Origin of the sequence: Streptomyces sp. NPDC088730 (assembly GCF_044751215.1) — a bacterium.
In the GTDB taxonomy this organism is placed as follows: Bacteria; Actinomycetota; Actinomycetes; order Streptomycetales; family Streptomycetaceae; genus Streptomyces.
The window spans coordinates 167,163-193,228 of record NZ_JBIVLK010000012.1 but is presented as its reverse complement, the minus strand read 5'-3'; the positions used below and the strand labels follow the sequence as shown (position 1 = coordinate 193,228).

Here is a 26,066-nt window from a genome sequence, read left to right as displayed (position 1 = left end):
GCCGGACCGGCGGCCTGTTGCTTCTGCGTGTCGCGTGCTGCGTGTCGTGCGGGCCGGGTTACGAGAGGCCGGCGACCGTCTCGCGGACCTTGGTGTTGATCGCCTCGGGGATCGGGGCGTAGCCGGCCTCGGTGAGGAGCTGCTGGCCCTCGGTGGAGGCGGTGTAGGTCAGGAAGGACTTGACGGTGCCGAGGGTGTCGGCCTTGTTGCCGGTGTCGCAGACGACCTCGTACGTCACCAGGACCAGGGGGTAGGCGCCCTCGGCCTTGGTGGTGTAGTCGAGGTCGAGCGCCAGGTCCTTGCCGGTGCCCGTGACCTTGGCGGCGGCGATGGCCTTGGAGGCGTTCTCCGAGGAGGCCTTGACCGGGGCGGCGCCGCCGGTGTTGATGTCGACCGTGGTGATCTTCTGCGAGGCGGCGTAGGAGAGCTCGAAGTAACCGATCGCCCCGTCGACCGCCTTCACCTGGGTGGCGACGCCGGAGGAGCCGGACGCGGCCTGGCCACCGGGGGCCGGCCACTTCTTCTCGGCCTCGTACTTCCAGTCGCTCGGGGCGGTGGCGGCGAGGTACTTGCCCAGGTTCTGGGTGGTGCCGGAGTCCTCGGAGCGGTGGAAGGGCTGGATGGCCTTGTCCGGGAGCTTGGCGCCGGGGTTGAGCTTGGCGATCGCCTTGTCGTTCCACTTCTTGATCTTCGTGTCGAAGATCTTGGCGAGGGTGGGGGCGTCCAGCGTCAGGCTGTCGACACCTTCGAGGTGGAAGCCGACCGCGATCGGGCCGCCGACCATCGGGAGGTTGATGCCCTGGCCGGTCTTGCAGACCTTCTTCGAGTCGGCGACCTCTTCGGGCTTCAGCGCCGAGTCGGAGCCGGCGAAGCCGACGGTGCCCTGGTTGAAGGCGACGATGCCCTCACCGGACGAGGAGGAGTTGTAGTTGATCTCCACGCCGGAACAGGCGGCCATGTAGTCCTTGACCCACAGGTCCATGGCGTTCTTCTGGGCGCTGGAGCCGGAGGCGCGCAGCTGGCCCTTGGCGCCGTCGCACTTGACGTTCGAGGCGGCCTTCGTCTTGCCGCCGTTCCCGCCGGTGTCGCCGCCGCTGTTGTTGTCCGAACCGCACGCCGTGAGGACCAGGGCGCCGGAGACGGCGAGGGCACCGAGCGCGGTGGCACGAAGCCGGTTCTTGCGCTGAAGCTTCACTTTCGGGTGTTCCTTCCAGGAGCCGCCGCGATTGATGTCTGTCTACGACGGCGTGCGAGGTGATGGGTCGTGCGAAGTCATTGCCGGTGCGGTCTGTGCCTCGCACCGTGTACTGCCGAAATTAGGCAGAACAGGTGAAGCGGTCTGCGGGGGTGAGTGAACGGGAGGTGAACCGTGTCGGGCGGCCTGGTTCCGCCGCTGGGACGGGCCGGATCGGCCGGATCGCGCGTTCGGCCGGGTCACGCGTTCCCGAGGGGTTACGCGTTCGGCCGGGTCACGCGTTGGAAGGGGTTACGCGTTCGGCAGGGCGCGCAGGGACTGGGCCGTGTCCAGCAGGGCGCGGTCGCGCGGCTGGGTCAGCCGGGCGCGGGCGGCCTCCGGCGGGAGCCACAGCACGGCGTCCACCTCACGGTTCGGCACGAAGGAGCCCGCGGTCGCCTCGGCGGACCAGTAGGTGACCTCCTTCGGGCGGCCGTTCGCGACGTACCGGACCGGGGGCAGCACGGCGCCCGGCACGCAGTGGTGGCCCGTCTCCTCCAGGACCTCGCGCAGAGCCGCGTCCCGCGGGGACTCGCCGCGTTTCAGCTTGCCCTTGGGGAAGGACCAGTCGTCGTAACGGGGCCTGTGCACGAGGCAGAGCTCGACCCCGGCAGCGGGCGCACCGGCGGCGGCCGAGGCCGGGCGGCGCCAGAGCACGCACCCCGCCGCCCGGACCGTGCCGTTCATCGTGCGGTCACGGCCGCCGCGTACGGCCAGGTCTCCCGGAACACGGCGCGCGCCGCCTCCACCTCGTGGCGCTGGTCGGCGTGCAGCACGCCCAGGGCGTACGCGGTCGCCGGTGCGATCCGTGGCGTGCGGGCGGCAGAGGCCGCCGCGGCGGCCGCCTCCGCCGCGTCCCGGTGCAGGTCGAGGGCGTGCCCCGGGCCCGCCAGGACCGGGTCTGGGGCGCCGCGCACCACCTCGTGGGCGTACCGGTGCAGCCGCAGCAGCAGCCGGGTCCGGTGCCAGGGCGCGTCCTGCGCCTCGTTGTACGGCTCGGCCGCGGTCTCGGCGGCGAGGGCGGCCACCGCGCCGAGGAGCCGCTGTTCGGCCCGGTCCGCGGGCTCGGCCAGCAGTTCGGCGGCGGGTGCGGTGGCGGTGGGGGAGAGCGGGACCTCGGAGGCGAGCAGCGCGACCGCGTCGGCCACCGCGTGGAAGCGGGAGGAGCCGAGGGCCTGGAGCGCGGCGGAGTGCGCGCGGGTCCGGGCGAGGGTCAGCTGGCGTTCCAGGAGTGCGCCGGCGCGCGCCGCACCGACGCCGAGGCCGGCGCGCTCCTTCGTGGCGCCGTTGCCGGAGGAGGTGCGGGCCGCAGGCAGGGGCGTCCCGGACAGCCCGTGCAGCGCGTCGAGGAGCCGGTTCAGCCGGTCCGCGTACGCGTGCTCGCGGGCGAGCGTGCCGGACAGCCAGGCCAGTTCGGTGCGCAGCTGCTCGGCCCAGAGCGGGTCGAGCGCGGCGCGGAAGGTGTGCAGGGTGCCGCCGATCCGGCGGGACGAGCGGCGGAGCGCCGCGGCGGCCTGTTCGGCGGCCTGCGGACCGGCGTCCGTGGGGGCACTGTTCTCGCGGTGCAGGCGCAGACTCCGCAGGAAGTCCGCTGCCTGCGCCCGGAGATACGGTGCGAGCACCGCCCCCGCGGTCACGTCCGTCTGGGTCTGGTGGTCAGGGCGTCGCACGCCGGCGCCTCCGGGCGTCAATGAGCATTTCCTGTACGTGCCGCAGCGGCCGGCCCTCCGCGTCCGTGGCGTGCCGGGTCCAGTTCCCGTCGGGGCCCAGGTGCCAGGAGGAGGTGGTGTCGGCCATGCCCGTCTCCAGGAGCCGGCTGAGCGCGGCCCGGTGGGCGGGGTCGGTGACCCTGACCAGGGCCTCGATGCGGCGGTCGAGGTTGCGGTGCATCATGTCGGCGCTGCCGAACCAGACCTCGGGCTCGCCGCCGTTGCCGAAGGAGAACACCCGGGAGTGTTCGAGGAAGCGGCCCAGTATCGAGCGGACCCGGATGTTCTCCGAGAGGCCGGTGACGCCGGGGCGGATCGCGCAGATGCCGCGTACCCAGATGTCGACCGGGACGCCCGCCTGCGCGGCCCGGTAGCAGGCGTCGATGATCGCTTCGTCGACCATCGAGTTGACCTTGATGCGTACGTAGGCGGGGCGGCCGGCCCGCTGGTGCGTGATCTCCTTGTTGATCCGGGCGATCAGTCCGTCGCGCAGCGACTTGGGGGCGACCAGCAGCCGGCGGTAGGTCTCGCGGCGTGAGTAGCCGGAGAGCCGGTTGAAGAGGTCGGAGAGGTCCGCGCCGACCTGCGGGTCGGCGGTGAGCAGGCCGAGGTCCTCGTAGAGCCGGGCCGTCTTGGGGTGGTAGTTGCCGGTGCCGACGTGCGAGTAGCGGCGCAGTGTGTCGCTCTCCTGGCGGACGACGAGCGAGAGCTTGCAGTGCGTCTTGAGGCCGACGAGTCCGTAGACGACGTGGCAGCCCGCCTCCTCCAGCTTGCGCGCCCACTTGATGTTGGCCTGCTCGTCGAAGCGGGCCTTGATCTCGACGAGTACGAGGACCTGCTTGCCGGACTCGGCGGCGTCGATGAGGGCGTCCACTATCGGGGAGTCGCCCGAGGTCCGGTACAGGGTCTGCTTGATCGCGAGGACGTCCGGGTCGCCCGCCGCCTGCTCCAGGAAGGCCTGGACGGAGGTGGAGAAGGAGTCGTACGGGTGGTGCAGCAGGACGTCGCGTTCGCGCAGGGCGGCGAAGATGTCGGGCGCGGAGGCGGATTCGACCTCGGCCAGGTCGCGGTGGGTGCCGGCGATGAACTTGGGGAACTTCAGCTCGGGCCGGTCCAGCGAAGCTATGCCGAACAGCCCGGTGAGGTCGAGCGGTCCGGGCAGCGGGTAGACCTCCGCGTCGGACACCTTCAGCTCGCGGACCAGCAGGTCCAGCACGTACGGGTCGATGGACTCCTCGACCTCCAGCCGGACCGGCGGGCCGAAGCGGCGGCGCATCAGCTCCTTCTCCAGGGCCTGGAGGAGGTTCTCCGCGTCGTCCTCCTCCACCTCCAGGTCCTCGTTCCTGGTGACCCGGAACATGTGGTGCGCGAGCACCTCCATGCCCGGGAAGAGCTCCTCCAGGTGGGCGGCGATGACGTCCTCGATGGGGACGTAGCGCTGCGGGGAGGCCTCCAGGAAGCGGGTCAGCAGCGGCGGGACCTTGACCCGGGCGAAGTGGCGGTGGCCGCTGACCGGGTTGCGTACGACGACGGCGAGGTTGAGCGAGAGGCCGGAGATGTACGGGAAGGGGTGCGCCGGGTCGACCGCCAGCGGGGTGAGCACCGGGAAGACGCGCTGCCGGAAGAAGGTGAACAGGCGGGCCTGCTCCTTCTCGGTCAGCTCCGGCCAGCGGATCAGCTGGATGCCCTCGTCGGACAGGGCGGGGGCGACGTCCTGCTGGTAGCAGGCGGCGTGCCGGGCCATGAGTTCGCGCGAGCGGGTCCAGATCAGGTCGAGGACCTCGCGGGGCTGGAGGCCGGACGCGGAACGGGTGGCGACACCCGTGGCGATCCGGCGTTTCAGGCCCGCCACCCGGACCATGAAGAACTCGTCCAGGTTCGAGGCGAAGATGGCGAGGAAATTAGCCCGTTCGAGGAGGGGGGTCGAGGGGTCCTCGGCCATTTCCAGAACACGTTCGTTGAACGCGAGCCAGCTGCGTTCGCGGTCCAGGAACCGGCCCTGCGGCAGCTCGTCCCCGTCGACATCGGGCTCGTACGCGTCGGCGTCGGCGTCGATGTCGGGGTCCAGATCGGCCGCTGTGGACAGGGTGGAGCCGGCGGCGACGGCGTGCGGCCGGTGTGCGGCGAGGGAGCCGACGGACGGCTGGGCGGCGGGCTGGACCGGGACCTCGGAGCTGGGCTGCTGGCTCATGGGCCCATTCTTCCGCGCCGAGTGCTCCTGGGGCGCGTCGGAGGGGGGTGAGATCGCGGAGATCGCACGGTCGGCGCGTTCTCTGCCGGGAATTCTCCCGTTGCGGGGGGACGGCACAGCTGGCTGCATCCTGAGAGGGTCGCAAGGGCGTCTGAATGCCCGGTAACGGCGACATGACATGCAGGAAGCGGTGTGGCCGTGTCCGGGGGCGGGGAGGGCCCCCGGACACGGCCGCACCGCGGCGGGCTCAGCCGTGGCTGCGGCGCAGTACCCGGAACGCGAGGGCGACGGCGACGGCCGCGAGGACCAGCACGATGCCGGTCTCGATCAGCTGGAGCGGCCAGAAGTGCGCGGCCGGGTGGTAGTCGACGTAGTTCGAGACCGCGCCGTGCCGGGCCATGCAGGCGTCGACGTCATCCGCGCTCACGCAGGTGGTGCCGCCCAGCCGGGTGCCGTCGCCGGTCATCCAGCCGACGGAGACGTCGGAGGCCGCCGAGGGATACCGGATCTCCCGTCCGAGGGCCGTGGTGTCCGTCCGCATCGGCCACAGGCCGCCGCGTACGGCGTTCATGACCACGACCACCGCGGCGTAGGCGGCCGCGGTGACGGCCATCGCGGGCAGCGTGCGCCGGACCAGTACCGCGGCCAGGGCGCCGAGGGCCAGGCAGAGCAGGGCGTAGCCCACCGGGGCGGGGCCCATCGCCCCGTACACCTGCGGCTCGAACCACTGGACCGGGTAGTTCGTGCCGCGCGCCCGGGACCAGGCCCAGCCGTACACGGCGGACAGTACGGAGACGCCGGCCACGGTGAGGACGGCGGGCACGGCGAGCTTCGCGGTCAGCCAGCGGGCGGGGCTGACGGACTGGCTCCAGGAGAGCCGGTAGGTGCCGTCCTCCAGCTCCCGGCCGATCATCGGCCCGGCGACGAACATGCCGAACGCCGCGGGCAGCACCATCATGGCGACGCCCGCGTACCCGAGCAGGTGGTTGAAGTACAGCTCGACGCCGAGGAAGTGGCGGACGGCGATGCCGCAGCCGTGGACCGTGTGCCGTACCGAGCAGCCGGTGCCGTCGAAGGTGGTGGCGGCGGCCGACGTCACCCACCAGGCCACGCCCATCAGGACGATCCCGAGGAGCGCGAGCGCCCCGGTGATCCACAGGGCGCGGCGGTGCTGGAGCACGACGACGCGGGCCGGGCCGCGCAGGGCGAGGGCGCTCATGCCGCGCTCACCGCCGCCCGGGTTCCGGCCGCCGCGCTCGGCGTGAGCAGCGGGGGCGCCTCCGGGGAGCGGAGGTGTGCCAGCAGCAGTTCCTCCAGTGACGGTTCCGCGGTCTCCCAGGTGCCGGTGTCCACCGGGCCCTCCTTCCGGACGAGTGCGGTCTGCCGCCGTCCCGTGGTGCGGGACTCGACGACGGTGTGCGGGGCGAGGTCCCGTACCGGGCCGGTGAGCAGGGTGTGCGCGGTGAGCAGGTCGTCGGTCTCGCCGCCGAGGCGGACGCGGCCGCCGTCGACGAGCAGCAGGTAGTCGCAGGCGCCCTCCAGCTCGGCGAGGATGTGCGAGGACATCACGATGGTGGTGGAGCGCTCGGCGGCCTCGGCCATCAGGGCGCCCATCAGCTGGTGCCGGCCGAGCGGGTCGAGGTCGGCCATGGGCTCGTCCAGGAGCAGCAGTTCCGGCCGCTTGCCGAGGGCCAGGGCCAGGGCGAGCCGGGTGTGCTGGCCGCCGGACAGGGTGCGGACCCTGGCGTCGCCGGGCAGCGGCTCCGTGATGCGCTCCGCGGCGTCCTGGTCCCAGGTGTCCGGGTTCAGCTCGGCGCCCGCCCAGAGCGTCTCGGTGACCGTCAACTGCGGGTACAACGGCTTGTCCTGGGCCACGAACGCCATCCGGGCACGGGCCTCCCCGGGGGTCGTGCCCAGCACGCGTACGGTGCCCTCGGCCGGCCGCAGGAACCCCGCCGCCAGGCTCAACAGCGTCGACTTCCCGGCGCCGTTGGGGCCGACGAGCGCGCATATGCGTCCGGCGGGCAGCCGGAACGAGCAGTCGCGCAGCGCCCAGCCCCCGCCCCTGCCCCGGTACTTCATGCCGAGGCCCTCGGCCTCGATCGCAGCGGCTGTCATCCGGCCTGTTCTCCCTCGAAGGTCTTGTTCAGTACGGCGGTGAAGAGCGCGTTCACGTCGTCCTTGTCCAGTCCGGCCGTGCGGGCGCGGCGGGCCCAGTCGGCGAGTTCGGCGCGCAGCGGGGCGTCGTCGGCCGCCGCCGCGCCGCCGAGGGTTCGGGTGACGAAGGTGCCGAGTCCGCGCCGCGCCTCGACCAGCCCTTCGCGTTCCAGCTCGCGGTAGGCCTTGAGGACGGTGTTCGGGTTGATGGCGGTGGCCTCGACGACCTCGCGTGCGGTGGGCAGCCGGTCGCCGGGCTTCAGCAGATTCAGGCGCAGGGCCTGTTTGGTCTGCTGGACGATCTGGAGGTACGTGGCGATGCCGCTGCGCCGGTCGATGCGGTACTCGACTGCTGCGGACTGTGCCATGTTCACCCCTTTCACTAATTGAGTAGTGAAAGGGTGGCATAAAACTGGGGCGACGTCAAACGACGCCGCCCCAGGAGTGGTTGTGGCCGCTCAGGACTCCGTGCGGTACATCAGGTCCACCTCGTGGGTGGTGAAGCCCATCCGCTCGTAGACCGTCACGGCCGCGGTGTTGTCCGCGTCGACATAGAGCATCGCGGTGGGCAGCCCCTCGGCGGCGAGGTGGCGCAGCCCGATCGCGGTGAGCGCCTTGCCCAGGCCGCCGCCCTGCGCGTCGGGCCGGATGCCGACGACGTACACCTCGCCGAGCTGGTCCTCGGCGTGCACCTTCGTCCAGTGGAAGCCGATCAGCTCGGCGCCGCCGTCATCGGTGGCGCGCTCCGCGAGGAAGAAGCCCTTCGGGTCGAACCAGGGCTCGGCCTTGCGGTCGTCGAGGTCGCGCTGGGTCAGCGAGCCCTGCTCGGGGTGGTGGGCGAAGGCGGCGCGGTTCACGGCCAGCCAGGCGGCGTCGTCCTGGCCGGGGACGAACGTGCGGACGGTGACGCCCGGCGGCAGCACCGGCTCCGCGATGTTCAGCGGGCTCAACGGGCGGCGCAGCTGGCGCAGTTCGCGGAAGAGCGAGAGGCCGAGGACCTGCGCGAGGTGGCGCGCGGCGGACCGGCCGCCGTGCGCCCACACCCGCAGCCGCTTCCCGGTGGCGGCCAGCAGCGCCGCCCCGAGCGCCCGCCCGTGCCCGTGCCCGCGGTGCGAGGGGTGCACGACCAGCTCGGCGGCCGGAGCCTCCACGGGGTCGGTGTCCTCCAGCTGCGCGTACCCGACGAGCACGCCCCCGGCGGTCAGCAGGAAGTGCCGCACGCCTTCCCGGTGCCCGCCGCGCAACTGCAGCCGCCCCTGCTCGGACACGGCCTGCCTGCCATCGGAACTGGCCGCCTCCGCGAGCATCCCGGATACGGCCTCCGCCTGCTCGGGGTCGAGGGCGTCGAGCGTCCGGATCTCGCGGCCGGGGGCGGGGAGGGGTACGTCAGTCGTCATGTGTACGAGCGTACGGCGGGTGGGAAGTCCATCTCATCGAGGCGGGACGACGGGGCCGGGCACTGGGCCGAATGAAGGTTCAGGCCAATGTCTGTCCGGAAATGTCAATCCTGTTGTTCACTCATCTTTCATGTGTGGATCATGTGTGCGAATGCTCGCCATTGTGGCACGTTCCAACTACGGAGGTCACACATGAGATCCAGGCGTCTGGCTGCTTCCCGCGAATCCGCCCGTCGCATAGCTGCGGTGGCATTGGGTACCACCGCAGTCCTGGGCTTCATCGCCGCTCCCGCCCAGGCGTCCAGCTGGACCGGTCACTTGACGGGGGCTGGCCCAGGCTATGAGTCCCGTCGCTGGGACGACGACGGCGGCAGGACGAACATCAAGTTCTCCGGTTGCAAGGATGACTACACCAACAAGAGTGTGGCAGTCACCCTCTTCAAGAATAGGAAACTCGCACCGGACGCGTTTTACTCGACTCAGGCCTTCTCGAAGTGCTTCAGCGGCGGGACATCTTCCGGGTGGTGGGAGGATCACGGTTCTGGCTCCTACTACTTCAATGTCAACGGCGCCCTTGTGGGTGTGCACGTCTGGGTCGCGTCGATCACGACCGTCTACTGAGCGATTTTCCTCGCCTCCCCCGGAGCGCGCGCGCAAAGCGTGGCGACGTCTGCGGGGGAGGTTCTCCCTTTCCTGGTCCCAAGGTGCCTCCTCATGCCTCTGCGCTATCAGTCCTGCAGCTTTCGCTACGGCCGCAGGTCACGTTCTGTCCTGGACAGGCTCGACTTGGATTTCGCTCCGGGGCACACTGTCCTCCTCGGCCCGAACGGTGCGGGCAAGAGCACGCTCCTCGCGCTGGGTGCCGGGGCTGTCAAGGCCGAGGCCGGGCGCGTCCGCTATCAGGAGCTCGATCCGGCGATCCGCAGGGACGTGCGGGCCTACCGAAGCAAAGTGTCCTGGCTACCGCAGCGCCCCGGGTTTCTTCCCGGGATGACGTGCAGGGAGCACGTGGCCTATGTGGGGTGGCTCAAGGGCATGCGAGAGCGTGAGGCATGGCACGCGGCGGCCGCGGCAATCGAACGTGTCGGTCTCACCGAGAAGAGCCAGAGCAAGATCGCATCCCTGTCCGGCGGTCAGCAGCAGCGCATCGCGATCGCGCAGGCGCTCGTTCACGACGCCGAGTTGCTGCTCCTTGACGAGCCGACCGTCGGCCTCGACCCGAGCCAGCGTCGACGCTTCCTCGATCTGCTGGTCTCCCTGCGCGGCACCGTGCATGTGATCGTCTCGACCCATGACATAGGCGACCTCGACGAGTCCTTCGACGAGGTCGTGGTCCTCGAAGCGGGGAAGACGAGGTTCAGGGGAACTGTCGACGCGTTCGCGCGCCACGCCGCCCCGGACTGCGCCCCCGGCCGACGTCTGGAGAGCGCCTACGCGTCGCTTCTGGAGGCGACCGAATGAGGGTCACCTGGGCCAATCTCCGGGCCTCTTCCGCGCTCTGGCTTGTGCTTCCCGCGCTGATCTTCACAGGCGTGTACATCGACGGCGCCACATACACCGTCCCGTCGGGCTACGGCGTTCAAGCTGGAGAACTCGCCGCACAGGGCGTTGTGGCCATAGCGACGGCTGTAGCGGCGGCCGGTGCGTGGGAGGCAGGGCGCCACCGTCTGCTGGGCGCCCTGGGGAGGACGGGGCGACGTGGCGCGGTTCGGCAGTTCATACGAGCCGCCGTCCCCGTGGTGTTCCTGATGATTGTCCTGGTCAGCGGTGCGGTTGTCGTGGCCGAGCGGGAGGCCGGCGCGCTGCCCAGCGGAATCGGGTGGCTCGCGGTGGCGCACTTGCTCGTGATTTCCTGCGGTTGGTTGCTCATCGGCTGGTCGTTGGGGGTGCTCCTGCCCAGGAGCGTCGCGGCGCCCCTCGCCGCAGTCGGCTGCTGGGCGTGGCTGACCATGCCGCACGCGATGTCCGCTCCCTGGATACGACACCTGGGAGGGTTCATAGATGGTGAGTCGACCGTCACTGACGTGCTCACTCCAGCCGTGTACCTGGTGCCATGGAGTGTTGTGGCAGGCTCGGCCTTGGCCTTCTGGCTGCTGGCGCGAATGCGCCCGCGCGGCGCGGCAGTGATCATCGCCCTTGTCGTACTCACCGCCACAGTCGTCGCAGGCCGCGCTGCTGTGATCGGCTGGGGATACAGCAACCCCATGGAGCCGCGCGACGTCAGCCTGTCGTGTGTCGGACGTGCGCCAACGGTGTGCGTACCGCCGGAGTACGAGCCTTACGCCGCGCAGTTGCGACGGGACGCCCTACACCCCCTCGAACGGCTTGAGGCCGCAGGGGTAGCAGCGCCGCGAGAGTTGCGCGTCACTTCCGAGAAGAAGCCACTCAAGCCAGGTATGTGGCCTTTGACCTGGTCGCTTCCACTGCGTGGCAGCGAACGAGACTCCACCGATTACGTGATCCGCCTTGCGGAGTCCGCTGTGTCGGGTACCGCCGAACTCGCCGGCGTACATGACTGCCGGCAGCAGGGCTCCCTCGCGGCAGCATGGGCCACTCTGGTCGCCGGTGTGGACGAACAGACCGTACGGGCAGCGATGCTGCCGCCCGACTGGGCTGTGATTGAAAAGGTGCGCAATCTGCCTATCGAAGAGCAGACCGAGTGGTTCACCAGGGAAGTGGTGGGCCAGAAGCACTGCGTCAAGGGCGTCTCATGATCCTGTACGCGGTGGGGGTCCGTCGATGGTGGGTCGTCCTGTCATCCCTGGCTCTGTTGGTAGTCATGTGCTGGTCGGTGGGGACGAGCGAAGTGCCCGTCCCCACCTTGGCGAGCGGCTTGGGCAGTTCTCAACTCGCCTACTTCACACCTCTTCTGGTCGTGGTGTCTGTTATGTACTGCCTGGAACGGCAGTTGCACGCATGCGAAAGCACGGCGGTTCTACCCGTCCGTCGGCTCGACCAGGGGGCGATCGTCGTCACGGCAGTCCTGGTCCACGCGGCTGGACTGACTGCCGGGATGGATGTTGCTCGCAACACGGTTCTTCTCCTTGCCCTGGCACTCCTGGTCCGCAGTGTTGCGAACGAGGCCGCGGCGGCCGGCGCGTGCCTGGGCTTCCTGATCGTCAACGTCCTCCTGGGCCGTGTACAGAGCCCCGACGGTCTGGAATCCCACAGTTGGTGGGCTGTTGCCCTGTACTCCTCAAGCAGTGTGGCAGCGTGGCTGGCGGCGGTGCTTTTCTTCGTGGCCGTACTTCCCCTGGTGTCCGTACGTCATTCCCGCTGACACGTCTTCGAGCCTTGTACGGCATATGCAGGCAGTGATGCTTCTGCTTGCATATGCGCGCCATATGGGTGAATGGCCCCGTTCCGATCGCACGGCAACCAGTTCGTAACCCCGAACACCTGTCGCGCTACGCGCGTTGACTCTAGGCTGCGGCACGCAGTCTCCAGACTCGTCACCACTCTCAGACCTCCGCTGAACTCACAAGGGGACCGATGTCAGCGACACCGCAGAAGAACCGCGCGTCCCGGCGGGTGCTCGCCGCCGCTGCCGGCCTTGCCACCGTCGGAGCGCTCGTCGCGGCCATGCCGGCCGGCGCACAGGAGCGCGGACACGGGCACGGCAAGGGCCACGGCCACCACGCGCCGGACCGGACCGTGGACGTACAACTGCTGTCCTTCAACGACCTGCACGGCAACCTGGAGCCGCCGGCCGGCTCGGCCGGTACGGTCAACGAGACGCAGGCCGACGGCACGGTGAAGGCCGTACCGGCCGGAGGCGTGGAGTACCTCGCCTCCTCGCTGCGCACCGCGCGCAAGGGCCACCCGTACTCGATCACGGCGGCCGGCGGCGACATGGTGGGCGCGAGCCCGCTGCTGTCGGGGCTCTTCCACGACGAGCCGACCATCGAGGCACTCAACAAGATCGACCTCGACGTGACGAGCGTCGGCAACCACGAGTTCGACGAGGGCGCCACGGAGCTGGCCCGCCTCCAGAACGGCGGCTGCCACCCGGTCGAGGGGTGCTACGAGAAGGGCAAGAAGTTCCAGGGTGCCGACTTCCCCTACCTCGCCGCCAACGTGACGAGCGAGAAGACCGGCAAGCCGATCCTCAAGCCGTACACGGTGTGGAAGAAGAACGGCGTCAAGATCGGCTTCATCGGGGTGACCCTGGAGGGCACGCCGAACATCGTGACGGCCAACGGCGTCAAGGGCCTGAAGTTCCACGACGAGATCGAGACGGTCAACAAGTACGCCAAGGAGCTGGACCGGCAGGGCGTCAAGTCCATCGTCGCGCTGATCCACGAGGGCGGCGCCCCCGCCTCGTCGTCGTACAACTACGACTGCGACAGCCCGGGTGCCGGTGACGGCATCTCCGGGCCGATCACCGACATCGCCAAGGGCATCTCGCCGAAGGTCGACGCGCTGGTGACGGGCCACACCCACCAGGCGTACGTGTGCACCGTCCCGGACCCGGCGGGCAACCCGCGCCTGGTCACCTCGGCCTCGTCGTTCGGCAAGCTGTACACGGACACGACGCTCACCTACGACCGCCGCACCAACGACATCGTGCGCACGGCGGTGAAGGCGCCGAAGGGATCGAAGCACCACCCGCACCCCGAGCCCGCGAACCCGGTCTCCGCGAACCACGTCGTGAACAGGGACCAGGCCCCGGCGAACGACATGACGGCCCTCATCGCGCGCTGGAACACCCTCGCGGCGCCGATCGCGAACCGGCCCCAGGGCTACATCTCGGCCGACATCAACGGCCGGGGTTCCACGGCCCCGGAGAAGCCGCTCGGCAACCTGATCGCGGACGCGCAGCTGGAGGGCCTGGCCCCGGCGGACAAGGGCGGGGCGGTCGTCGCCTTCATGAACCCGGGCGGCATCCGCGCGGACCTGGTGTACAAGGCGTCGGGCAGTGAGGGCGACGGCGTGGTGACGTACGGCGAGTCGTTCACCGTGCAGCCGTTCACCAACATGATGAACGTCCTCGACCTGACCGGTGCGCAGCTCGTCAGCGCGCTCCAGCAGCAGGTCAGCGGTTCGAACGCGGCCAGCCCGAAGATCCTCCAGGTGTCGAAGGGCCTCACGTACACGCTGGACATGACGAAGTCGGGTGCGGACCGCGTGGTCACCGGCACGATCAAGCTCAACGGCGAGGCGATCGACCCCGCCAAGACCTACCGCGTCGCGATGAACGAGTTCCTGGCGGGCGGCGGCGACGGCTTCGCGGCGCTCGGTGAGGGCACCAACAAGCTGGTCGGCGCCTCCGACCTGGACCTGTTCAACGCCTACCTGGCCGCGCACTCCACGGCCGCCGCGCCGCTGGCCCCGCCGGCGACGGACCGGATCACGGTCGTTCAGTAGCTCTGGCACCTGGGCGTTGCCCATGCGTCCGAGCGCTCGGGGCTCGGACCGAGTTCGAAGACCGACGGCCCGCCACGAAAGTGGCGGGCCGTCGGCTTATCAGGCCGTTCCGGGGACGAAGATCTCGTGTCCCCCGACTCGGCGCCACAGGACATGCGTCTCACCTGGACGGATCTCATCTCCGTACTGCCAGGTGGCACGCGTCGGGCGCCCATGCCATCTCCATGACGGGGCGTGCGCCCTGCGGTACGGAGATGCCCTGAACCGGCTTGACCCGGAGCCCGGGTCGCAAGTCAAAGTGATGACCTCCTACCTCTGTCGCCATCCCTGTCAATCTATGACGCAGAATCAAAAATTCGCACTCTGTGAAATGAGCTCTTCTAAATTCTTGGAGTGGCCCATGGGGTCGGACCACGGTCGTTCACCAGGACGCACGTGTCAGCACAGCGCCGCGGCGAGTTCGCGCCAGGCGGCGCGGGCGAAGAGGCTCCGGTCGGCGGTGACGACCTGGAGTGCGATGTGGTCGGCACCGGCCTCGGTGTGCTTGGTGATCCGGGCGGCGATCTCCTCGGGCGTCCCGTGGGCGAACAGGGCGTCGACCAGCCGGTCGCTGCCACCGTGGGCCAGGTCGTGGGAGCCGAAGCCGATGCGCAGCCAGGCCTCGCGGTAGTTGGCGAGCTCCAGGTAGGGGGCGAGCATCGTCCGGGCCTGGTTCCGGGCGGCCTCTGGATCGGTACTCAGGACGACTGTCTGTTCCGTGGCCAGCAGGGATGTGGTGTCCAGCTCCGACCGGGCCCGGACGGTGTGGCTGACATCGACGAGATACGGGTGCACTCCGACAGCCCTGGCCGCGCCGAGGCGGGTCATCCGGGGCCCGTGGGCGCCTACGATCCGTGCGGAGGCGGGCAGCGGCGGCGAGGCCGCGTCCAGTTCGTCCAGGTAGCCGGCGAGCGCCGTGCGGGGGCGCTGGTAGCGGTCGATGCACTCGGCGTGGCTGACGCCGAGCCCGACGAGCAGCCGGGCCCGCTGGTGCGCGGGCAGTGCGTGGTAAGCGGCGGCGAGCCGCGCGGCGGGCTGTTCCCAGATGGACACGCATCCGGTCGCGACCGTGACCCGGTCGGTCGCGTCCAGCACATCGGCGGCGGTGGCCAGGTCCCCACTGGGGTTGCCGCCCGGGTGGCCGCCGAGCCAGAGCGTGCCGTACCCCAGCTCCTCCAGCTCGGCCGCGGCCTCCCTGGCCTCCCCGCGGTCCCCGTGGGTGAACGCCAGGCTCCAGATGCCGATCGTTCCGAGGTTCATCAGCGGCTCCTCCTGTGTGGGAGCTCTTTTCTAACTCCGCGTCGGCGGCCCGCTCGCGGTGCTCGCGTCACTCTGTCCGGAACCGGCCCACCGGTGTCCGGTTGCCCCGGGACGGCCTCTTCCTGCCGTGACGTGCACCCGCCATAATCCATGGGCCCGCCCCGAACACTCTTCTCACGCTGACCCCACACGGCACCCGGAGGCGTCCCCGCATGAGCCCGTACACAGCCAACCGCCGGAACTTCCTGGCCGGCGCACTGGCCGTTTCCGCCACCGCGGTCCTGGGCACGGCCCCCGCCCGCGCCTCGGCCCGCAGGGCCCTCACCAACCAGGACTGGATGAGCGGCATCGCGGACGGCACGGAGCTGCGACGGCTCACCATCCCCGGCTCGCACGACTCCGGCGCCCGCTACGGCGGGCCCTGGACCGAGTGCCAGAACACGACGATCGCGGAACAGCTGAACAGCGGGCTGCGCTTCCTCGACGTGCGGTGCCGGATCACCGGCGGCTCCTTCGCGATCCACCACGGGGCCTCGTACCAGAACCTGATGTTCGGTGATGTCCTGGGCGCCTGCTGGGACTTCCTGGCCCAGCGGCCGACCGAGACGGTGCTGATGCGGGTCAAGCAGGAGTACTCGGAGGAGAGCGACGCGGCGTTCCGGGCGGTCTTCGACGACTACCTGGACGTGCGGGGCTGGCGGCCGCTGTTCCGCATCAGTTCCGCGCTGCCCGTGCTGGGGGAGGCGCGCGGCAAGGTCGTGCTGCTGGCCGACAACGGAGGCCTGCCGGGCGTGCGTTACGCCGATCCGGCGCTCTTCGACATCCAGGACGACTACATGGCGGAGCCGTTCGCCAAGTACCCCAAGATCGAGGCCCAGTTCCGCAGGGCGGCCCAGCAGCCGGGCAAGTTCTTCATGAACTACGTCTCGACCGCCGCCCTGCTGCCGCCCCGCGGGAACGCGGACCGGCTCAACCCGCAGGTCCAGTCGTTCCTGGACGGCTCGGAGGCGTCCGGCTGGACGGGCCTCGGCATCGTCCCGCTGGACTTCCCGGCGACCCGGTCCGGGCTGGTGGAGTCCCTGATCCGGCACAACCCGACAGCCTGAGCCGGGTGTCGCGTTTTCCGGCCGGGACGCAGTACGTGCCCACGGACGGATCCGACGTCCGCAGCTGCTCGGCCCGGTCGTTGCCCGCTTCGCCGGGACGCGCCCACGTCCCGTCGCCCTCGATGATCTCCATGGCGCGAGCCCAGTACCGCGTCCGTCGGCAGCGCGTGGCGGACATCGGGCCAGGAGCGCGGTCAGGGGTGGTGGGCCGGCCGTCCCACCACCCCCTCTCCGTGCTGCCTGCGGATCAGACCTGGGAACCCGTCCGACGGCGGCGGGCGGTGAACATCGCCGCCGCGCCGAGCGCCACGGCCGCGCCGCTCGCGAGGGCGAGCTGCGGGGTGGTGGAGGACGAGCCCGTCGAGGCGAGGCTGCCGCCGGTGGTCACCGGGTTGCTCGACGCCGTGCCCTGGGCGGACGGGCCGGAGCCGCCCGGGGTGCCGGTGCCGGTCGTGCCCGTGCCGGTCGTGCCGGTCTTGCCGGGGTCCGTGCCGTCGGTCTTGCCGGGCTTCGGCTTCGCGGCCTTGGCGACACCGAAGTCGTACATGGCGATGTCCGGGTTGCCCCCGCAGGAGCCGTTCTCGTTGGTGTAGTCGGCCGACACGAAGGCGGCACCGTTGCCGGCCGGGGCCGACGCGTCGATGGTGAGGCGCAGCTTGATGTCGGCGTGGGCGCCGGCCTTCAGCGGGCCGATGCCGTTGATCAGGTGGTCGCCGCCGATGGTGTGCCACTTCGGGGAGGAGGCCGTGGACCACTGCAGGCGCAGGAGTCTGTCGGTTTCCTTGAGGCCGCTCGTGTCGGTGGCGTGCGTGAAGGCGTAGGCGGCGACGTCGTCCATCGCCTTGTCCGTGCCGTTGCTCACCCGGAGCGAGAGAGCGGTGATCGTACCGGCGGTGATCGAGTCCGGAACGCCGGTCAGGACGGTGGTGAGACCGGGCTCGGCCACGCAGTCCTGGTTCTCGTTCGCCTCCTCGCGGGCCTCGGCCAGTGCGTCGTCGGCGGCGGTCTTCGCGTCGAGGGCGTCCGTCAGGTCCTTCTCCGCCAGGGAGTAGGCGCGGAGCGCGGCGACCCTCGCGTCGTCGGCGGCGTCGGCGGCCTCCTCGGCCTTCGTGTCGGCGGCCGTCTTGGCGTCGGCGGCGGTCGCGGCGGTGGCCTCGGCCCCGGTGACAGCGGCCTCCGCCGCGGTCCGCTCCTCCTCCGTCGCCGTCTCGGGCAGCGCGTCGAGGGCGGCCTTCGCGTCGGTGACGGCCTGGTCGGCGGCGGTCTTGGCGGCGCCCGACTCGTCCGCGGCCTTCCTGGCGGCTTCGGCGGCCACGGTGAGGGGTGCGGTGTCGGACATCGCGTCCTCCACCACCTGGTAGGCGGCGGTCTTCGCGGCGAGGGCCTTGTCGTAGGCCGTCTGCGCCTCGGCCGCGGCCTTTTCGAGCTCTTCCAGGGTCGGCTTGGCCTGCGTCTGTGCCGTCGGCGCGGCGTCCGCGAACGCGGGGGTGACGGAGAGCAGTGCGGCGGGTGTGGTCACGGCGACGGCCACGGCAGTGGCGAGAATGCGGCGAATCTTCACATGAGCCCTTGGGTCCGGATCCGAAAAGTAAAGAAATAGGGGTGAACGGCTGCCACGGCGGCTGGATCACGCGGGCGGCTGTGAAGATGCTATGGCTGTCGCCGGCGGCGGTGGCGGGTATTTTCCGGCGCTGCGGACCGGGCCGGGACCCTGGTCGCGGACAGACGTCACGAAAGGGCGCAGTTGCTCTCAGCTGGGTGCCTTTCGTTGTGACGAAAGGCACACCGCGTTGTCCCGGACCCCAGCTGAGCTGGGCGTTGTCTATTCGGCGGTTTTCCCGGCCGCTCAGCTCCGCGGCGTCTCCGGCGGCGGCTGCGGGGCCCCCGGCAGCCGGATCGTGGCCACCGTGCCGTCGCCGTTGTCCGCCGGGCGCAGACCGATCTCGCCGCCCGCCTGCTGGACCGTGCGCGCGACGATCGACAGGCCGAGGCCGGAGCCGGGGAGCTGGCGGGCGGACGGGGAGCGCCAGAAGCGCTCGAAGACGTGCGGGAGTTCGTCGGCGGGGATGCCGGGGCCCCGGTCCCGGACCGTCAGTTCGCCCCGGTGCAGGACCACGTCGATGGTGCCGCGCGGCGGGCTGAACTTCACCGCGTTGTCCAGGACGTTGACGACCGCCCGCTCCAGGGCCGCCGGTTCGGCCCGTACGTACCAGGGGGCCAGCTCCGCCGTGATGGTCAGCTCGGGGCCGCGCAGCCGGGCGCGTTCGAGGGCGGTGCGGGTGATGTCGTGCAGGGCGACCACCTGGAGCGGGCCGGGCTGGGCGGCGTCCGGGCGGGCCAGTTCCTGGAGGTCGCCGATGAGCGAGGCCAGCTCGGTCATCTGGGCCTTGACCGAGGACATCAGCGCCTTGCGGTCGTCCGGCGGGATCGCCCGGCCCGTCTCGTCGCTGCGGGCGAGCAGTTCCACGTTGGTGCGCAGGGAGGTGAGGGGGGTGCGCAGTTCGTGGCCCGCGTCCGCGATCAGCTGGGCCTGGCGGTCCCGGGAGGTGGCGAGGGAGGCGGTCATCGAGTTGAAGGAGCGGGAGAGCCGGGCGATCTCGTCCTCGCCCTCGACCGGGATGCGGACGGTGAGGTCCTCGGTGCGGGCCACGTGCTCGACGGCCTCGGTCAGTTCGTCGACCGGACGCAGCCCCGAGCGGGCGATCCAGAGACCGGCGGCGCCGGCGCCGACGACGCCGATACCGGAGACGAGGAGGAGGACCCAGGCGAGGGTGGAGAGGGGTTTGTCGATCTCGCTCAGCGGGCGGGCGACGGAGACGCCGAGGGTGAGGTCGGTGCGCGGCAGGCCGGGCCCGCGCGACACCGTCACCGTCACCGCGTAGGTGAAGACGCGCATCTTCACCCGGTCGGCATCGGTCTCGGAGTGCAGCACCCCGTCCCGCTCGCGGTTGACGACCGCGAGGTCGGCGGCGGTCACCGGGAGCGCGGACGAGTCCGGGGCGGTGCAGGCCGTCCCCTGGGCGTCGATGAGCTGGACGGTGAAGCCCGTGTAGGGCTGGGTCGGCTGCTTGTTGATGCCGGTGCAGTACTGGTAGAGCTCGGTCAGGTACTCGTTGTCGACCTTGGTGGCGCGCAGCGTCGTGTCCCGCTGCTGCTCCAGCTGCGCCTTCGTCACGAACCAGCACGCCGCCGCCACGGCCGCCACCGCCACGGCCACCGCCACCGCGACCAGCAGCGCGAGCCGGGAGCGGAGCGGCAGGGCGCGGAAGCGGTGCAGGGGCCCCGTCACCCCTCGCCCCCGCCCGCCCGCAGCGCGTATCCGACACCGCGCACCGTGTGGACCAGGCGCGGCTCGCCGCCCGCCTCGGTCTTGCGGCGCAGGTACATCACGTACACGTCCAGCGAGTTGGAGCTCGGTTCGAAGTCGAAGCCCCAGACCGCCTTGAGGATCTGTTCGCGGGTCAGCACCTGACGCGGGTGCGCGAGGAACATCTCCAGCAGGGTGAATTCGGTACGGGTCAGCTCGACGCGGCGGGTGCCCCGGCTGACCTCGCGGGTGGCGAGGTCCATCCGGAGGTCCGCGAAGGCCAGCACGTTGTTGTCGGGGAGGTCGGCCCCGGAGGCGGCCGCGTACGAGCTGCGCCGCAGCAGGGCCCGGATGCGGGCGAACAGCTCGTCCAGCTCGAACGGCTTGACCAGGTAGTCGTCGGCGCCCGCGTCGAGTCCGGTGACCCGGTCCCCGACGGTGTCGCGGGCGGTGAGCATCAGGATCGGCGTGGTGGTCCCGGTGGCCCGGATGCGACGGGCGGCGGTCAGCCCGTCCATCCGGGGCATCTGGACGTCGAGGACGATGAGGTCGGGGGCGTACGACTCGGCCTTGGTGAGGGCGTCGAGACCGTCGACGGCGACCTCGGTGCCGTATCCCTCGAACGCGAGGCTGCGCTGCAGGGCCTCGCGTACGGCGGGCTCGTCGTCGACGATCAGGATGCGCTGCGGATCGTCTTCGGCGGGGCTCATCGCTGCTTCGTCCTCTTCTCGGTCCGTACGGGGCTGGGCGCTGCCCTCCAGTTTCTCAGCCTCGCACGGCCTCGGTGCGGTGGCGCGGGTCAGGAGCTGTCGCCGGCCCGCAGGGTGTTCAGGTCGGCCTTCAGGGTGTTCACCGGGATGGCGAAGCCGAGGCCGACGCTGCCCGCGCCGGAGCTGCCCGAGCCTTCGGCCGAACTCGCGGAGTACATAGCGGAGTTGATGCCGATGATCTCGCCGTTCATGTTGATCAGCGCGCCGCCGGAGTTGCCCGGGTTGAGCGAGGCGTCGGTCTGGAGCGCCTTGTACGTGGTGGTGGAGTCGCCGGTGTCGCCGTTGAACTGCTGACCGCCGAACTCGAACGGCCACTGCTGTCCGCCGCCCTGCCCCTGTCCGCCGCCCTGGCTCTGGCCCTGGCCGCTGTCGCCCTCCTTGGCGACGGTGACGTCACGGTCGAGCGCGGAGACGATGCCGCTGGTGACGGTGCCGGTGAGGCCCTCGGGCGAGCCGATCGCGACGACCTGGTCGCCGACGGCCACCTTGGAGGAGTCGCCGAGCGTGGCGGTCTTCAGCCCGCTCGCGCCCCGGAGCTTGATCAGCGCGAGGTCCTTGTCGGGGTCGGTCCCGACGACGTCGGCGGTGTACGTCTTGCCGGTGCTGAGCGTGACCTTGACCGAGGAGGACCCCGCGACGACGTGGTTGTTGGTGACGATCTCGCCGTCGGACGTGATGATCACGCCGGAGCCGGTGGACTGGCCCGCGTTCGAGGTCGCGCTGATCTCCACGATCGTCGGCGACAGGGCGGCGGCCACGCCGGAGACGGTGCCCTTGCTGCTCTGCGAGACCGTGGTGCCCGGGATGACGCTGCTGCCGGTGCTGTCGGTGCCGTGGTCGGTGAGCTGCCCGATCACGGTGGCGGTGCCGCCGCCGATGACCGCCGCCGCGATGGCGACCGCCGCGAGGAGCGCGACCGGGCGGCGGGCCCGGCGCCGGGGCTCGGGCGCCGGCTGCGGCTGTCCGGGGGCGGGCCACACGGGGTCACCGCCGCCCGAGCCCTCCGGCTGCGCGGGCTGGTATGACGGCGGCGGCGGGTAGGCCGCGTCGCCGTTGCCGTACGAGGGGTACATCGGGTACTCGCCGCTCGGGCGCTGGCTCTCTGTCATGTCTAGAAGAGTGTCCAGCGAAGATGAGAGGAATGTGAGTACGCCCTGAGAAGCCCGGCAGAACCTCGTATGCCCGATATAAAGGCCGGTTCGCCGGTTACTTGCCGGAGCCGACGTGGTAGCCGATCGGGTCGACGAAGACGTCGGGGGACGTACCGCCGGAGGCGGGGACGGTGATCGTCACTCCGTCGAGATTCGCGATCGCCGAGATCTTCTCGTTGGGCGGGGTGACGGAGAGCCTGGTGAAGGTCTTGCCGGACCCGTCGGTGGCCGGGATGTAGCGCAGCAGGAAGCGGGTCTCCTCGCCGGGCCCGATGGTGACGGTGGATGCCTTGGAGTCGGTGCGGGCGGCGTCCGGACCGGTGTCGCCGAGGCCGTCGGGGCCCACGAGCTGGACGCCCGGGAAGCCGTGCATGCTGCACTTGGCGGAACCGGTGTTCTTCAGGTTGACGACCACCTGGTTCTCGACCCCCGCCGAGCCGGTGCTGAACGCGAGGTCGTCGGTCCTGCACATGGCGCCGGAGGCCGACGTGCCGCCCTTGGCGGTGAGGTCGCTGCCCTTGCCGGAGCCGGTGGCGGAGGAGCCGGACCCGGTGGCGGAGGAGCCGGACCCGGCGGAACCCGAGGCGGGGCTGTCGCTGTCGCCATCGGCCCCGGTGGAGCCGCTCGTGTCGGTGGAGCCGGTGTCCTGGCCGCCCGTGGAGCCGCTCGCCGAGCTGGACGCGCCCGTGTCGGCTGCGGCGGCGGGTCCGTCACTGCCGCCGCACGCGGTCAGCGAGAGGCCGGCGGCGACGGCGACGAGGGCGAGGGCGGACATCTTCTTGACGCGCATGGGGGACTCCTCGGAAGCGGTGTGGGGGGTACGCCCGTTCTGGCTGAGCAGGCGTGTCGCTTCCTAGGACATCTGTCGTCGGGCGGGCCGTTGCGGCGAGAGTTGGATCAAGACGCCGCTGTGACACACGGGTCGAAGCCCCGTTACGGAAAAGCGGAGGTAGGGGGACAGAGCCCCCTGCCACCTGGCCTTCTTCAGCCGCGCCGGGCCGCCGGGGGCTCGCCGCAGCCGCAGGAACGCCGGACCACCAGCGCCGAGGGGAACTGCTTCAGCCGCTCCCGCCGTGAGCCCGACACCCGGAGCGAGTCGTCGAGCACCAGGTCCACGGCCGCCCGTGCCATTGCCGGGCGGTCGGAGAAGACCGTGGTGAGCGGCGGATCGGTGAGCCCGGCCTCCTTCACGTCGTCGAAGCCCGCCACCGCCAGCTCGCCCGGCACGTCGATGCGCAGCTCCCGGGCGGCCCGCAGTACGCCGATGGCCTGGTCGTCCGTCGCGCAGAAGATCGCCGGGGGGCGGTCCGGGCCCGCGAGGAGCTCCAGCGCCACCAGGTAGGCGTCGTAACGGTTGTACGGGGCCTGGAAGAGCCGGCCCTCCGTCGTGCGGCCCGACTCGTGCATCGCCCGGCGCCAGCCCTCGACGTGGTCGGCCACCGGGTCGCCGACCGCCGGGGTCGACTCGACGCCGCCGAGGCAGGCCACGTACGCGTTGCCGTGCTCCAGCAGGTGACGGGTGGCGAGCTGGGCGCCGCCGACGTCGTCCGTGACGACCGCGACGTCGTCGATCGCCTCGGGCCGCTCGTGCAGCAGCACGACCCGGGCGTCCCACGCCTCTATCTCGGCCGCCGCGCGCTCGCTGGGGCCCTGGCTGACCAGGATCAGCCCGGAGACCCGCATGCCGAGGAAGGCCCGCAGGTAGTGGACCTCGCGCTCGTCCCGGTAGTCGGAGTTGCCGACGAGCACCATTTTTCCGCGCTCCGCCGCGGCCTGTTCGACCGCGTGCGCCATCTCCGCGAAGAACGGCTGCCGCGCGTCGGGCACGATCATCCCTATGAGATCGGTCCGCCGCGAGGCCATCGCCTGGGCCACCCGGTCGGGCCGGTAGCCCAGCTCCTTGATCGCGGCGAGTACCCGCTCGCGCGTGGCCGGGGCGACCGGCCTGGGTCCGTTGTTGATGACATAGCTGACGACCGCGGTGGACGTCCCCGCCAGTCTCGCCACATCGTCCCGCGTCACCTTGGCCACGCGCGGCAGTCTACGCGGATATAACTACCTCTTGGCAGGCTGGACCGGGCCTTCTTCCGTTACCTCGACAGCCTCCGGCTGCTCCGAACGGGTGAGGGTTTCGGAGGCCGCCTTCGAGGCCGCCGACTTGGCCTCTTCCGCGGCCCGTTCCACCTTCTCGGGTGCGACGAACCGGTAGCCCACGTTGCGGACGGTGCCGATGAGCGACTCGTGCTCGGGGCCGAGCTTGGCGCGCAGCCGCCGGACGTGTACGTCGACCGTCCGGGTGCCGCCGAAGTAGTCGTAGCCCCAGACCTCCTGGAGCAGCTGGGCGCGGGTGAAGACCCGGCCCGGGTGCTGCGCGAGGTACTTGATCAGTTCGAATTCCTTGAAGGTCAGGTCCAGGACCCGGCCCTTGAGCTTGGCGCTGTACGTCGCCTCGTCGATCGACAGATCGCCGTTGCGGATCTCCATCGGGGAGTCGTCGGAGGTGATCTGCTGCCGGCCGGTGGCCAGCCGCAGCCGGGCCTCGACCTCGGCGGGTCCCGCCGTGTCCAGCAGTACGTCATCGATTCCCCAGTCGGCGGTGACGGCCGCGAGGCCGCCCTCCGTGACGACGAGGATCAGCGGACAGCCGGGTCCGGTGGACCGCAGCAGCTGACAGAGGGAGCGGACCTGGGGCAGGTCGCGCCGTCCGTCGATGAGGATGACGTCGGCACCGGGGGTGTCGACGAGAGCGGGGCCTTCGGCGGGCGCCACCCGCACGCTGTGGAGCAGGAGGCCGAGAGCGGGAAGCACCTCCGTCGACGGTTGGAGGGCATTCGTCAGGAGCAGCAGTGAACTCATCGCCGCCCACCTGCCTGGGTCGTCGGTCGATGATCGTGCACGGTTGGCTCGCCCATTACGTCGGTCCTCCTCGTTCCCTGCGAGAGGGGCACTCCCGGGCCGGGCCCGGGGGAGTATGCGGCACTGCTTCGTACGCTTATTCGTGTTGTTCCGTACGACGTTTCGTCATACGGGTTTTACCGGTACGGCCCCGCGCCCAGGGCCGCTGAGCTTGTTGAAACGTCTCCGTAACAACGCGTGGAAAGCACAAAAGGACCCGGGGGCTGCTTTGCCCGGATCCTCTTCCCAGCAGAATAGCCCACATGAGTTCTGTGTCCGAGGGGCGATTTCGGAGTTCCTCTGTTCCCTTGATCACGCGCGGGCCGTCGCGGACCACGTTGCGCGCCGATGACGGCGTCCTGATCGAGGCGGTGTACGACCCGTGTACGGCGGATGACGGCGCACCCGCGGACGCGGACGGCACCGGTACGGCGATCGTCGTCGCGCACGGATTCACCGGTTCGGCGGACCGCCTTGCGGTGCGGCGCGCCGTGGAGGTGTTCTCCCAGCGTGCGGCCGTGATCACGTTCTCGTTCCGGGGGCACGGCGGCTCCGGCGGGCGGTCCACGGTGGGCGACCGCGAGGTGCTGGACCTGGCGGCCGCGGTGGCCTGGGCGCGGTCGCTCGGGCACCGGCGCGTCGTTACGGTCGGGTTCTCCATGGGCGGTTCCGTGGTGCTCCGGCACGGGGCGCTGTATACGGCTCCGGCGGTCGAGCGCGAGGGCGTCCGGTCCGTTCCGGTGCGCGGGGGGCGCACGGAAGCGCTTCTTGGGGCGTACGCCGATGCGGTGGTTTCCGTGAGCTCCCCGGCGCGCTGGTACTACCGGGGGACGGCTCCGATGCGTCGGCTGCACTGGATGGTCACCCGTCCCGCAGGCCGGCTGGTCGGGCAGTACGGCTTCCGGACCCGGATCGACCGGAACGACTGGGACCCGGTTCCGCTCTCCCCGGTCGCGGCGGTCCCGCTGATCGCCCCGGCCCCGTTGCTGATCGTGCACGGCGACCGGGACCCGTACTTCCCGCTCGACCACCCCCGGATGCTGGCAGAGGCGGCGGAAGGGGCCGCTGAGCTGTGGCTGGAGCGCGGGATGGGGCACGCGGAGAACGCGGCGGACGCGGCCCTCCTCGGCCGCATCGCCGACTGGGCGACGGGCCGATGACGCGGTGGACGATGATGGACAGCCGATGCGTGAGCCGAAGCGAGACGAGAGGAGCGCCGCCATGCCCGCGGGAACGATCCGTTACTGGGCCGCCGCCAAGGCAGCTGCCGGAACGGCGGAGGAGCCGTACACCGCTGCGACGCTTGAGGAGGCGCTCGACGCGGTGCGGGGCCGGCACCCCGGTGAGCTGACCCGGGTGCTCCAGAGGTGCTCGTTCCTCATCGACGGGGACCCCGTCGGGACCCGGAGCCATGAGACCGTACGCCTTGCCGAGGGCGGCACGGTCGAGGTGCTCCCGCCGTTCGCAGGAGGGTGAACCGCAG

At 70.8% G+C, this 26,066-nt stretch carries 24 protein-coding genes; 8 read left to right on the top strand and 16 right to left on the bottom strand.

Going from position 1 to position 26,066, the window contains the following annotated elements; all coding sequences use genetic code 11:
• Window positions 1–58 precede the first annotated feature (58 nt).
• From pstS to mshD, 8 genes are all read right to left on the bottom strand, one after another.
• Window positions 59–1,195, bottom strand: coding sequence for a phosphate ABC transporter substrate-binding protein PstS (pstS, locus tag ACIP89_RS29370; protein ID WP_401922433.1), 1,137 nt, complete (start codon window positions 1,193–1,195; stop codon window positions 59–61).
• A gap of 291 nt (window positions 1,196–1,486) precedes the next feature.
• Window positions 1,487–1,921 (bottom strand): NUDIX hydrolase, encoded by a 435-nt coding sequence (locus ACIP89_RS29365; protein ID WP_401922436.1) that lies wholly within the window; start codon window positions 1,919–1,921, stop codon window positions 1,487–1,489.
• Entirely contained in the window at window positions 1,918–2,904 is a 987-nt protein-coding gene (locus ACIP89_RS29360) for a CHAD domain-containing protein (protein WP_401922438.1), read from the bottom strand. The genes ACIP89_RS29365 and ACIP89_RS29360 overlap by 4 nt, the downstream gene beginning before the upstream one ends.
• The gene (locus ACIP89_RS29355) at window positions 2,891–5,134 is read right to left on the bottom strand and encodes an RNA degradosome polyphosphate kinase (protein ID WP_401922440.1); all 2,244 of its coding nucleotides are present in this window, start codon (window positions 5,132–5,134) and stop codon (window positions 2,891–2,893) included. The genes ACIP89_RS29360 and ACIP89_RS29355 overlap by 14 nt, the downstream gene beginning before the upstream one ends.
• A gap of 247 nt (window positions 5,135–5,381) precedes the next feature.
• A complete protein-coding gene (locus tag ACIP89_RS29350) occupies window positions 5,382–6,353 on the bottom strand; it encodes a hypothetical protein (protein ID WP_402117567.1) in 972 nt (323 codons plus the stop codon).
• Window positions 6,350–7,252 carry an ABC transporter ATP-binding protein gene (locus ACIP89_RS29345; protein WP_402117565.1) on the bottom strand — a complete coding sequence of 301 codons (903 nt, stop codon included), beginning with the start codon at window positions 7,250–7,252 and terminating at the stop codon, window positions 6,350–6,352. Before ACIP89_RS29345 ends, ACIP89_RS29350 begins: the two co-directional genes overlap by 4 nt.
• Complete coding sequence (locus ACIP89_RS29340; RefSeq protein ID WP_401922447.1) at window positions 7,249–7,659, bottom strand: GntR family transcriptional regulator; 411 nt, start codon at window positions 7,657–7,659, stop codon at window positions 7,249–7,251. The genes ACIP89_RS29345 and ACIP89_RS29340 overlap by 4 nt, the downstream gene beginning before the upstream one ends.
• A 90-nt stretch (window positions 7,660–7,749) precedes the next feature.
• The gene (gene mshD, locus ACIP89_RS29335) at window positions 7,750–8,688 is read right to left on the bottom strand and encodes a mycothiol synthase (protein WP_402117563.1); all 939 of its coding nucleotides are present in this window, start codon (window positions 8,686–8,688) and stop codon (window positions 7,750–7,752) included.
• Between the two features lie 246 nt (window positions 8,689–8,934).
• On the opposite strand from mshD, the gene ACIP89_RS29330 reads away from it, so the two are divergent.
• From ACIP89_RS29330 to ACIP89_RS29310, 5 genes are all read left to right on the top strand, one after another.
• Complete coding sequence (locus ACIP89_RS29330; RefSeq protein WP_401922452.1) at window positions 8,935–9,309, top strand: hypothetical protein; 375 nt, start codon at window positions 8,935–8,937, stop codon at window positions 9,307–9,309.
• 93 nt (window positions 9,310–9,402) lie between these two features.
• Window positions 9,403–10,149 carry an ATP-binding cassette domain-containing protein gene (locus tag ACIP89_RS29325; RefSeq protein ID WP_402117562.1) on the top strand — a complete coding sequence of 249 codons (747 nt, stop codon included), beginning with the start codon at window positions 9,403–9,405 and terminating at the stop codon, window positions 10,147–10,149.
• Complete coding sequence (locus ACIP89_RS29320) at window positions 10,146–11,402, top strand: hypothetical protein (protein ID WP_402117560.1); 1,257 nt, start codon at window positions 10,146–10,148, stop codon at window positions 11,400–11,402. Before ACIP89_RS29325 ends, ACIP89_RS29320 begins: the two co-directional genes overlap by 4 nt.
• The gene (locus tag ACIP89_RS29315; protein WP_401922458.1) at window positions 11,399–11,968 is read left to right on the top strand and encodes a hypothetical protein; all 570 of its coding nucleotides are present in this window, start codon (window positions 11,399–11,401) and stop codon (window positions 11,966–11,968) included. The genes ACIP89_RS29320 and ACIP89_RS29315 overlap by 4 nt, the downstream gene beginning before the upstream one ends.
• A 212-nt stretch (window positions 11,969–12,180) precedes the next feature.
• Window positions 12,181–14,055: a bifunctional metallophosphatase/5'-nucleotidase gene (locus tag ACIP89_RS29310; protein ID WP_401934277.1), complete on the top strand. Its 1,875-nt coding sequence runs from the start codon at window positions 12,181–12,183 to the stop codon at window positions 14,053–14,055.
• A 438-nt stretch (window positions 14,056–14,493) separates the two neighbouring features.
• Here ACIP89_RS29310 and ACIP89_RS29305 read toward each other — a convergent pair whose 3' ends face one another.
• Window positions 14,494–15,354 carry a TIGR03620 family F420-dependent LLM class oxidoreductase gene (locus tag ACIP89_RS29305; protein ID WP_401922468.1) on the bottom strand — a complete coding sequence of 287 codons (861 nt, stop codon included), beginning with the start codon at window positions 15,352–15,354 and terminating at the stop codon, window positions 14,494–14,496.
• A 212-nt stretch (window positions 15,355–15,566) separates the two neighbouring features.
• On the opposite strand from ACIP89_RS29305, the gene ACIP89_RS29300 reads away from it, so the two are divergent.
• Window positions 15,567–16,460: a phosphatidylinositol-specific phospholipase C gene (locus tag ACIP89_RS29300; RefSeq protein ID WP_402117558.1), complete on the top strand. Its 894-nt coding sequence runs from the start codon at window positions 15,567–15,569 to the stop codon at window positions 16,458–16,460.
• 247 nt (window positions 16,461–16,707) lie between these two features.
• On the opposite strand, the gene ACIP89_RS29295 is transcribed toward ACIP89_RS29300, so the two are convergent.
• The 7 genes from ACIP89_RS29295 to ACIP89_RS29265 form a co-directional block, all read right to left on the bottom strand.
• Entirely contained in the window at window positions 16,708–18,021 is a 1,314-nt protein-coding gene (locus ACIP89_RS29295; RefSeq protein WP_402117557.1) for a peptidase, read from the bottom strand.
• 285 nt (window positions 18,022–18,306) lie between these two features.
• Window positions 18,307–19,749 (bottom strand): sensor histidine kinase, encoded by a 1,443-nt coding sequence (locus ACIP89_RS29290; protein WP_401922473.1) that lies wholly within the window; start codon window positions 19,747–19,749, stop codon window positions 18,307–18,309.
• On the bottom strand, window positions 19,746–20,477 hold the full coding sequence (locus ACIP89_RS29285) for a response regulator transcription factor (protein WP_073733078.1): 732 nt from the start codon (window positions 20,475–20,477) through the stop codon (window positions 19,746–19,748). The genes ACIP89_RS29290 and ACIP89_RS29285 overlap by 4 nt, the downstream gene beginning before the upstream one ends.
• Before the next feature lie 89 nt (window positions 20,478–20,566).
• Window positions 20,567–21,646, bottom strand: a complete 1,080-nt coding sequence (locus ACIP89_RS29280) for a S1C family serine protease (RefSeq protein ID WP_401922477.1) — start codon at window positions 21,644–21,646, stop codon at window positions 20,567–20,569.
• 97 nt (window positions 21,647–21,743) lie between these two features.
• Window positions 21,744–22,478 (bottom strand): DUF4232 domain-containing protein, encoded by a 735-nt coding sequence (locus ACIP89_RS29275; RefSeq protein WP_402117555.1) that lies wholly within the window; start codon window positions 22,476–22,478, stop codon window positions 21,744–21,746.
• A 194-nt stretch (window positions 22,479–22,672) separates the two neighbouring features.
• Window positions 22,673–23,719, bottom strand: a complete 1,047-nt coding sequence (locus ACIP89_RS29270; RefSeq protein ID WP_393335772.1) for a LacI family DNA-binding transcriptional regulator — start codon at window positions 23,717–23,719, stop codon at window positions 22,673–22,675.
• Between the two features lie 24 nt (window positions 23,720–23,743).
• Window positions 23,744–24,544, bottom strand: a complete 801-nt coding sequence (locus ACIP89_RS29265; RefSeq protein ID WP_401922481.1) for a response regulator transcription factor — start codon at window positions 24,542–24,544, stop codon at window positions 23,744–23,746.
• A gap of 302 nt (window positions 24,545–24,846) precedes the next feature.
• Here ACIP89_RS29265 and ACIP89_RS29260 point away from each other — a divergent pair, with 302 nt between their 5' ends.
• Together ACIP89_RS29260 and ACIP89_RS29255 are read left to right on the top strand one after the other, a co-directional pair.
• The gene (locus ACIP89_RS29260; protein ID WP_401934287.1) at window positions 24,847–25,743 is read left to right on the top strand and encodes an alpha/beta hydrolase family protein; all 897 of its coding nucleotides are present in this window, start codon (window positions 24,847–24,849) and stop codon (window positions 25,741–25,743) included.
• 61 nt (window positions 25,744–25,804) lie between these two features.
• Window positions 25,805–26,059, top strand: a complete 255-nt coding sequence (locus ACIP89_RS29255) for a MoaD/ThiS family protein (RefSeq protein ID WP_401922486.1) — start codon at window positions 25,805–25,807, stop codon at window positions 26,057–26,059.
• Window positions 26,060–26,066 lie beyond the last annotated feature (7 nt).

Coding starts and splice junctions, on each gene's coding strand:
- ACIP89_RS29365 (WP_401922436.1), bottom strand. CDS start 1,921: ATGAACGGCACGGTCCGGGCGGCGGGGTGCGTGCTCTGGCGCCGCCCG.
- ACIP89_RS29355 (WP_401922440.1), bottom strand. CDS start 5,134: ATGAGCCAGCAGCCCAGCTCCGAGGTCCCGGTCCAGCCCGCCGCCCAG.
- ACIP89_RS29350 (WP_402117567.1), bottom strand. CDS start 6,353: ATGAGCGCCCTCGCCCTGCGCGGCCCGGCCCGCGTCGTCGTGCTCCAG.
- ACIP89_RS29345 (WP_402117565.1), bottom strand. CDS start 7,252: ATGACAGCCGCTGCGATCGAGGCCGAGGGCCTCGGCATGAAGTACCGG.
- ACIP89_RS29340 (WP_401922447.1), bottom strand. CDS start 7,659: ATGGCACAGTCCGCAGCAGTCGAGTACCGCATCGACCGGCGCAGCGGC.
- mshD (WP_402117563.1), bottom strand. CDS start 8,688: ATGACGACTGACGTACCCCTCCCCGCCCCCGGCCGCGAGATCCGGACG.
- ACIP89_RS29325 (WP_402117562.1), top strand. CDS start 9,403: ATGCCTCTGCGCTATCAGTCCTGCAGCTTTCGCTACGGCCGCAGGTCA.
- ACIP89_RS29320 (WP_402117560.1), top strand. CDS start 10,146: ATGAGGGTCACCTGGGCCAATCTCCGGGCCTCTTCCGCGCTCTGGCTT.
- ACIP89_RS29315 (WP_401922458.1), top strand. CDS start 11,399: ATGATCCTGTACGCGGTGGGGGTCCGTCGATGGTGGGTCGTCCTGTCA.
- ACIP89_RS29310 (WP_401934277.1), top strand. CDS start 12,181: ATGTCAGCGACACCGCAGAAGAACCGCGCGTCCCGGCGGGTGCTCGCC.
- ACIP89_RS29305 (WP_401922468.1), bottom strand. CDS start 15,354: ATGAACCTCGGAACGATCGGCATCTGGAGCCTGGCGTTCACCCACGGG.
- ACIP89_RS29300 (WP_402117558.1), top strand. CDS start 15,567: ATGAGCCCGTACACAGCCAACCGCCGGAACTTCCTGGCCGGCGCACTG.
- ACIP89_RS29285 (WP_073733078.1), bottom strand. CDS start 20,477: ATGAGCCCCGCCGAAGACGATCCGCAGCGCATCCTGATCGTCGACGAC.
- ACIP89_RS29280 (WP_401922477.1), bottom strand. CDS start 21,646: ATGACAGAGAGCCAGCGCCCGAGCGGCGAGTACCCGATGTACCCCTCG.
- ACIP89_RS29275 (WP_402117555.1), bottom strand. CDS start 22,478: ATGCGCGTCAAGAAGATGTCCGCCCTCGCCCTCGTCGCCGTCGCCGCC.
- ACIP89_RS29265 (WP_401922481.1), bottom strand. CDS start 24,544: ATGAGTTCACTGCTGCTCCTGACGAATGCCCTCCAACCGTCGACGGAG.
- ACIP89_RS29260 (WP_401934287.1), top strand. CDS start 24,847: ATGAGTTCTGTGTCCGAGGGGCGATTTCGGAGTTCCTCTGTTCCCTTG.
- ACIP89_RS29255 (WP_401922486.1), top strand. CDS start 25,805: ATGCCCGCGGGAACGATCCGTTACTGGGCCGCCGCCAAGGCAGCTGCC.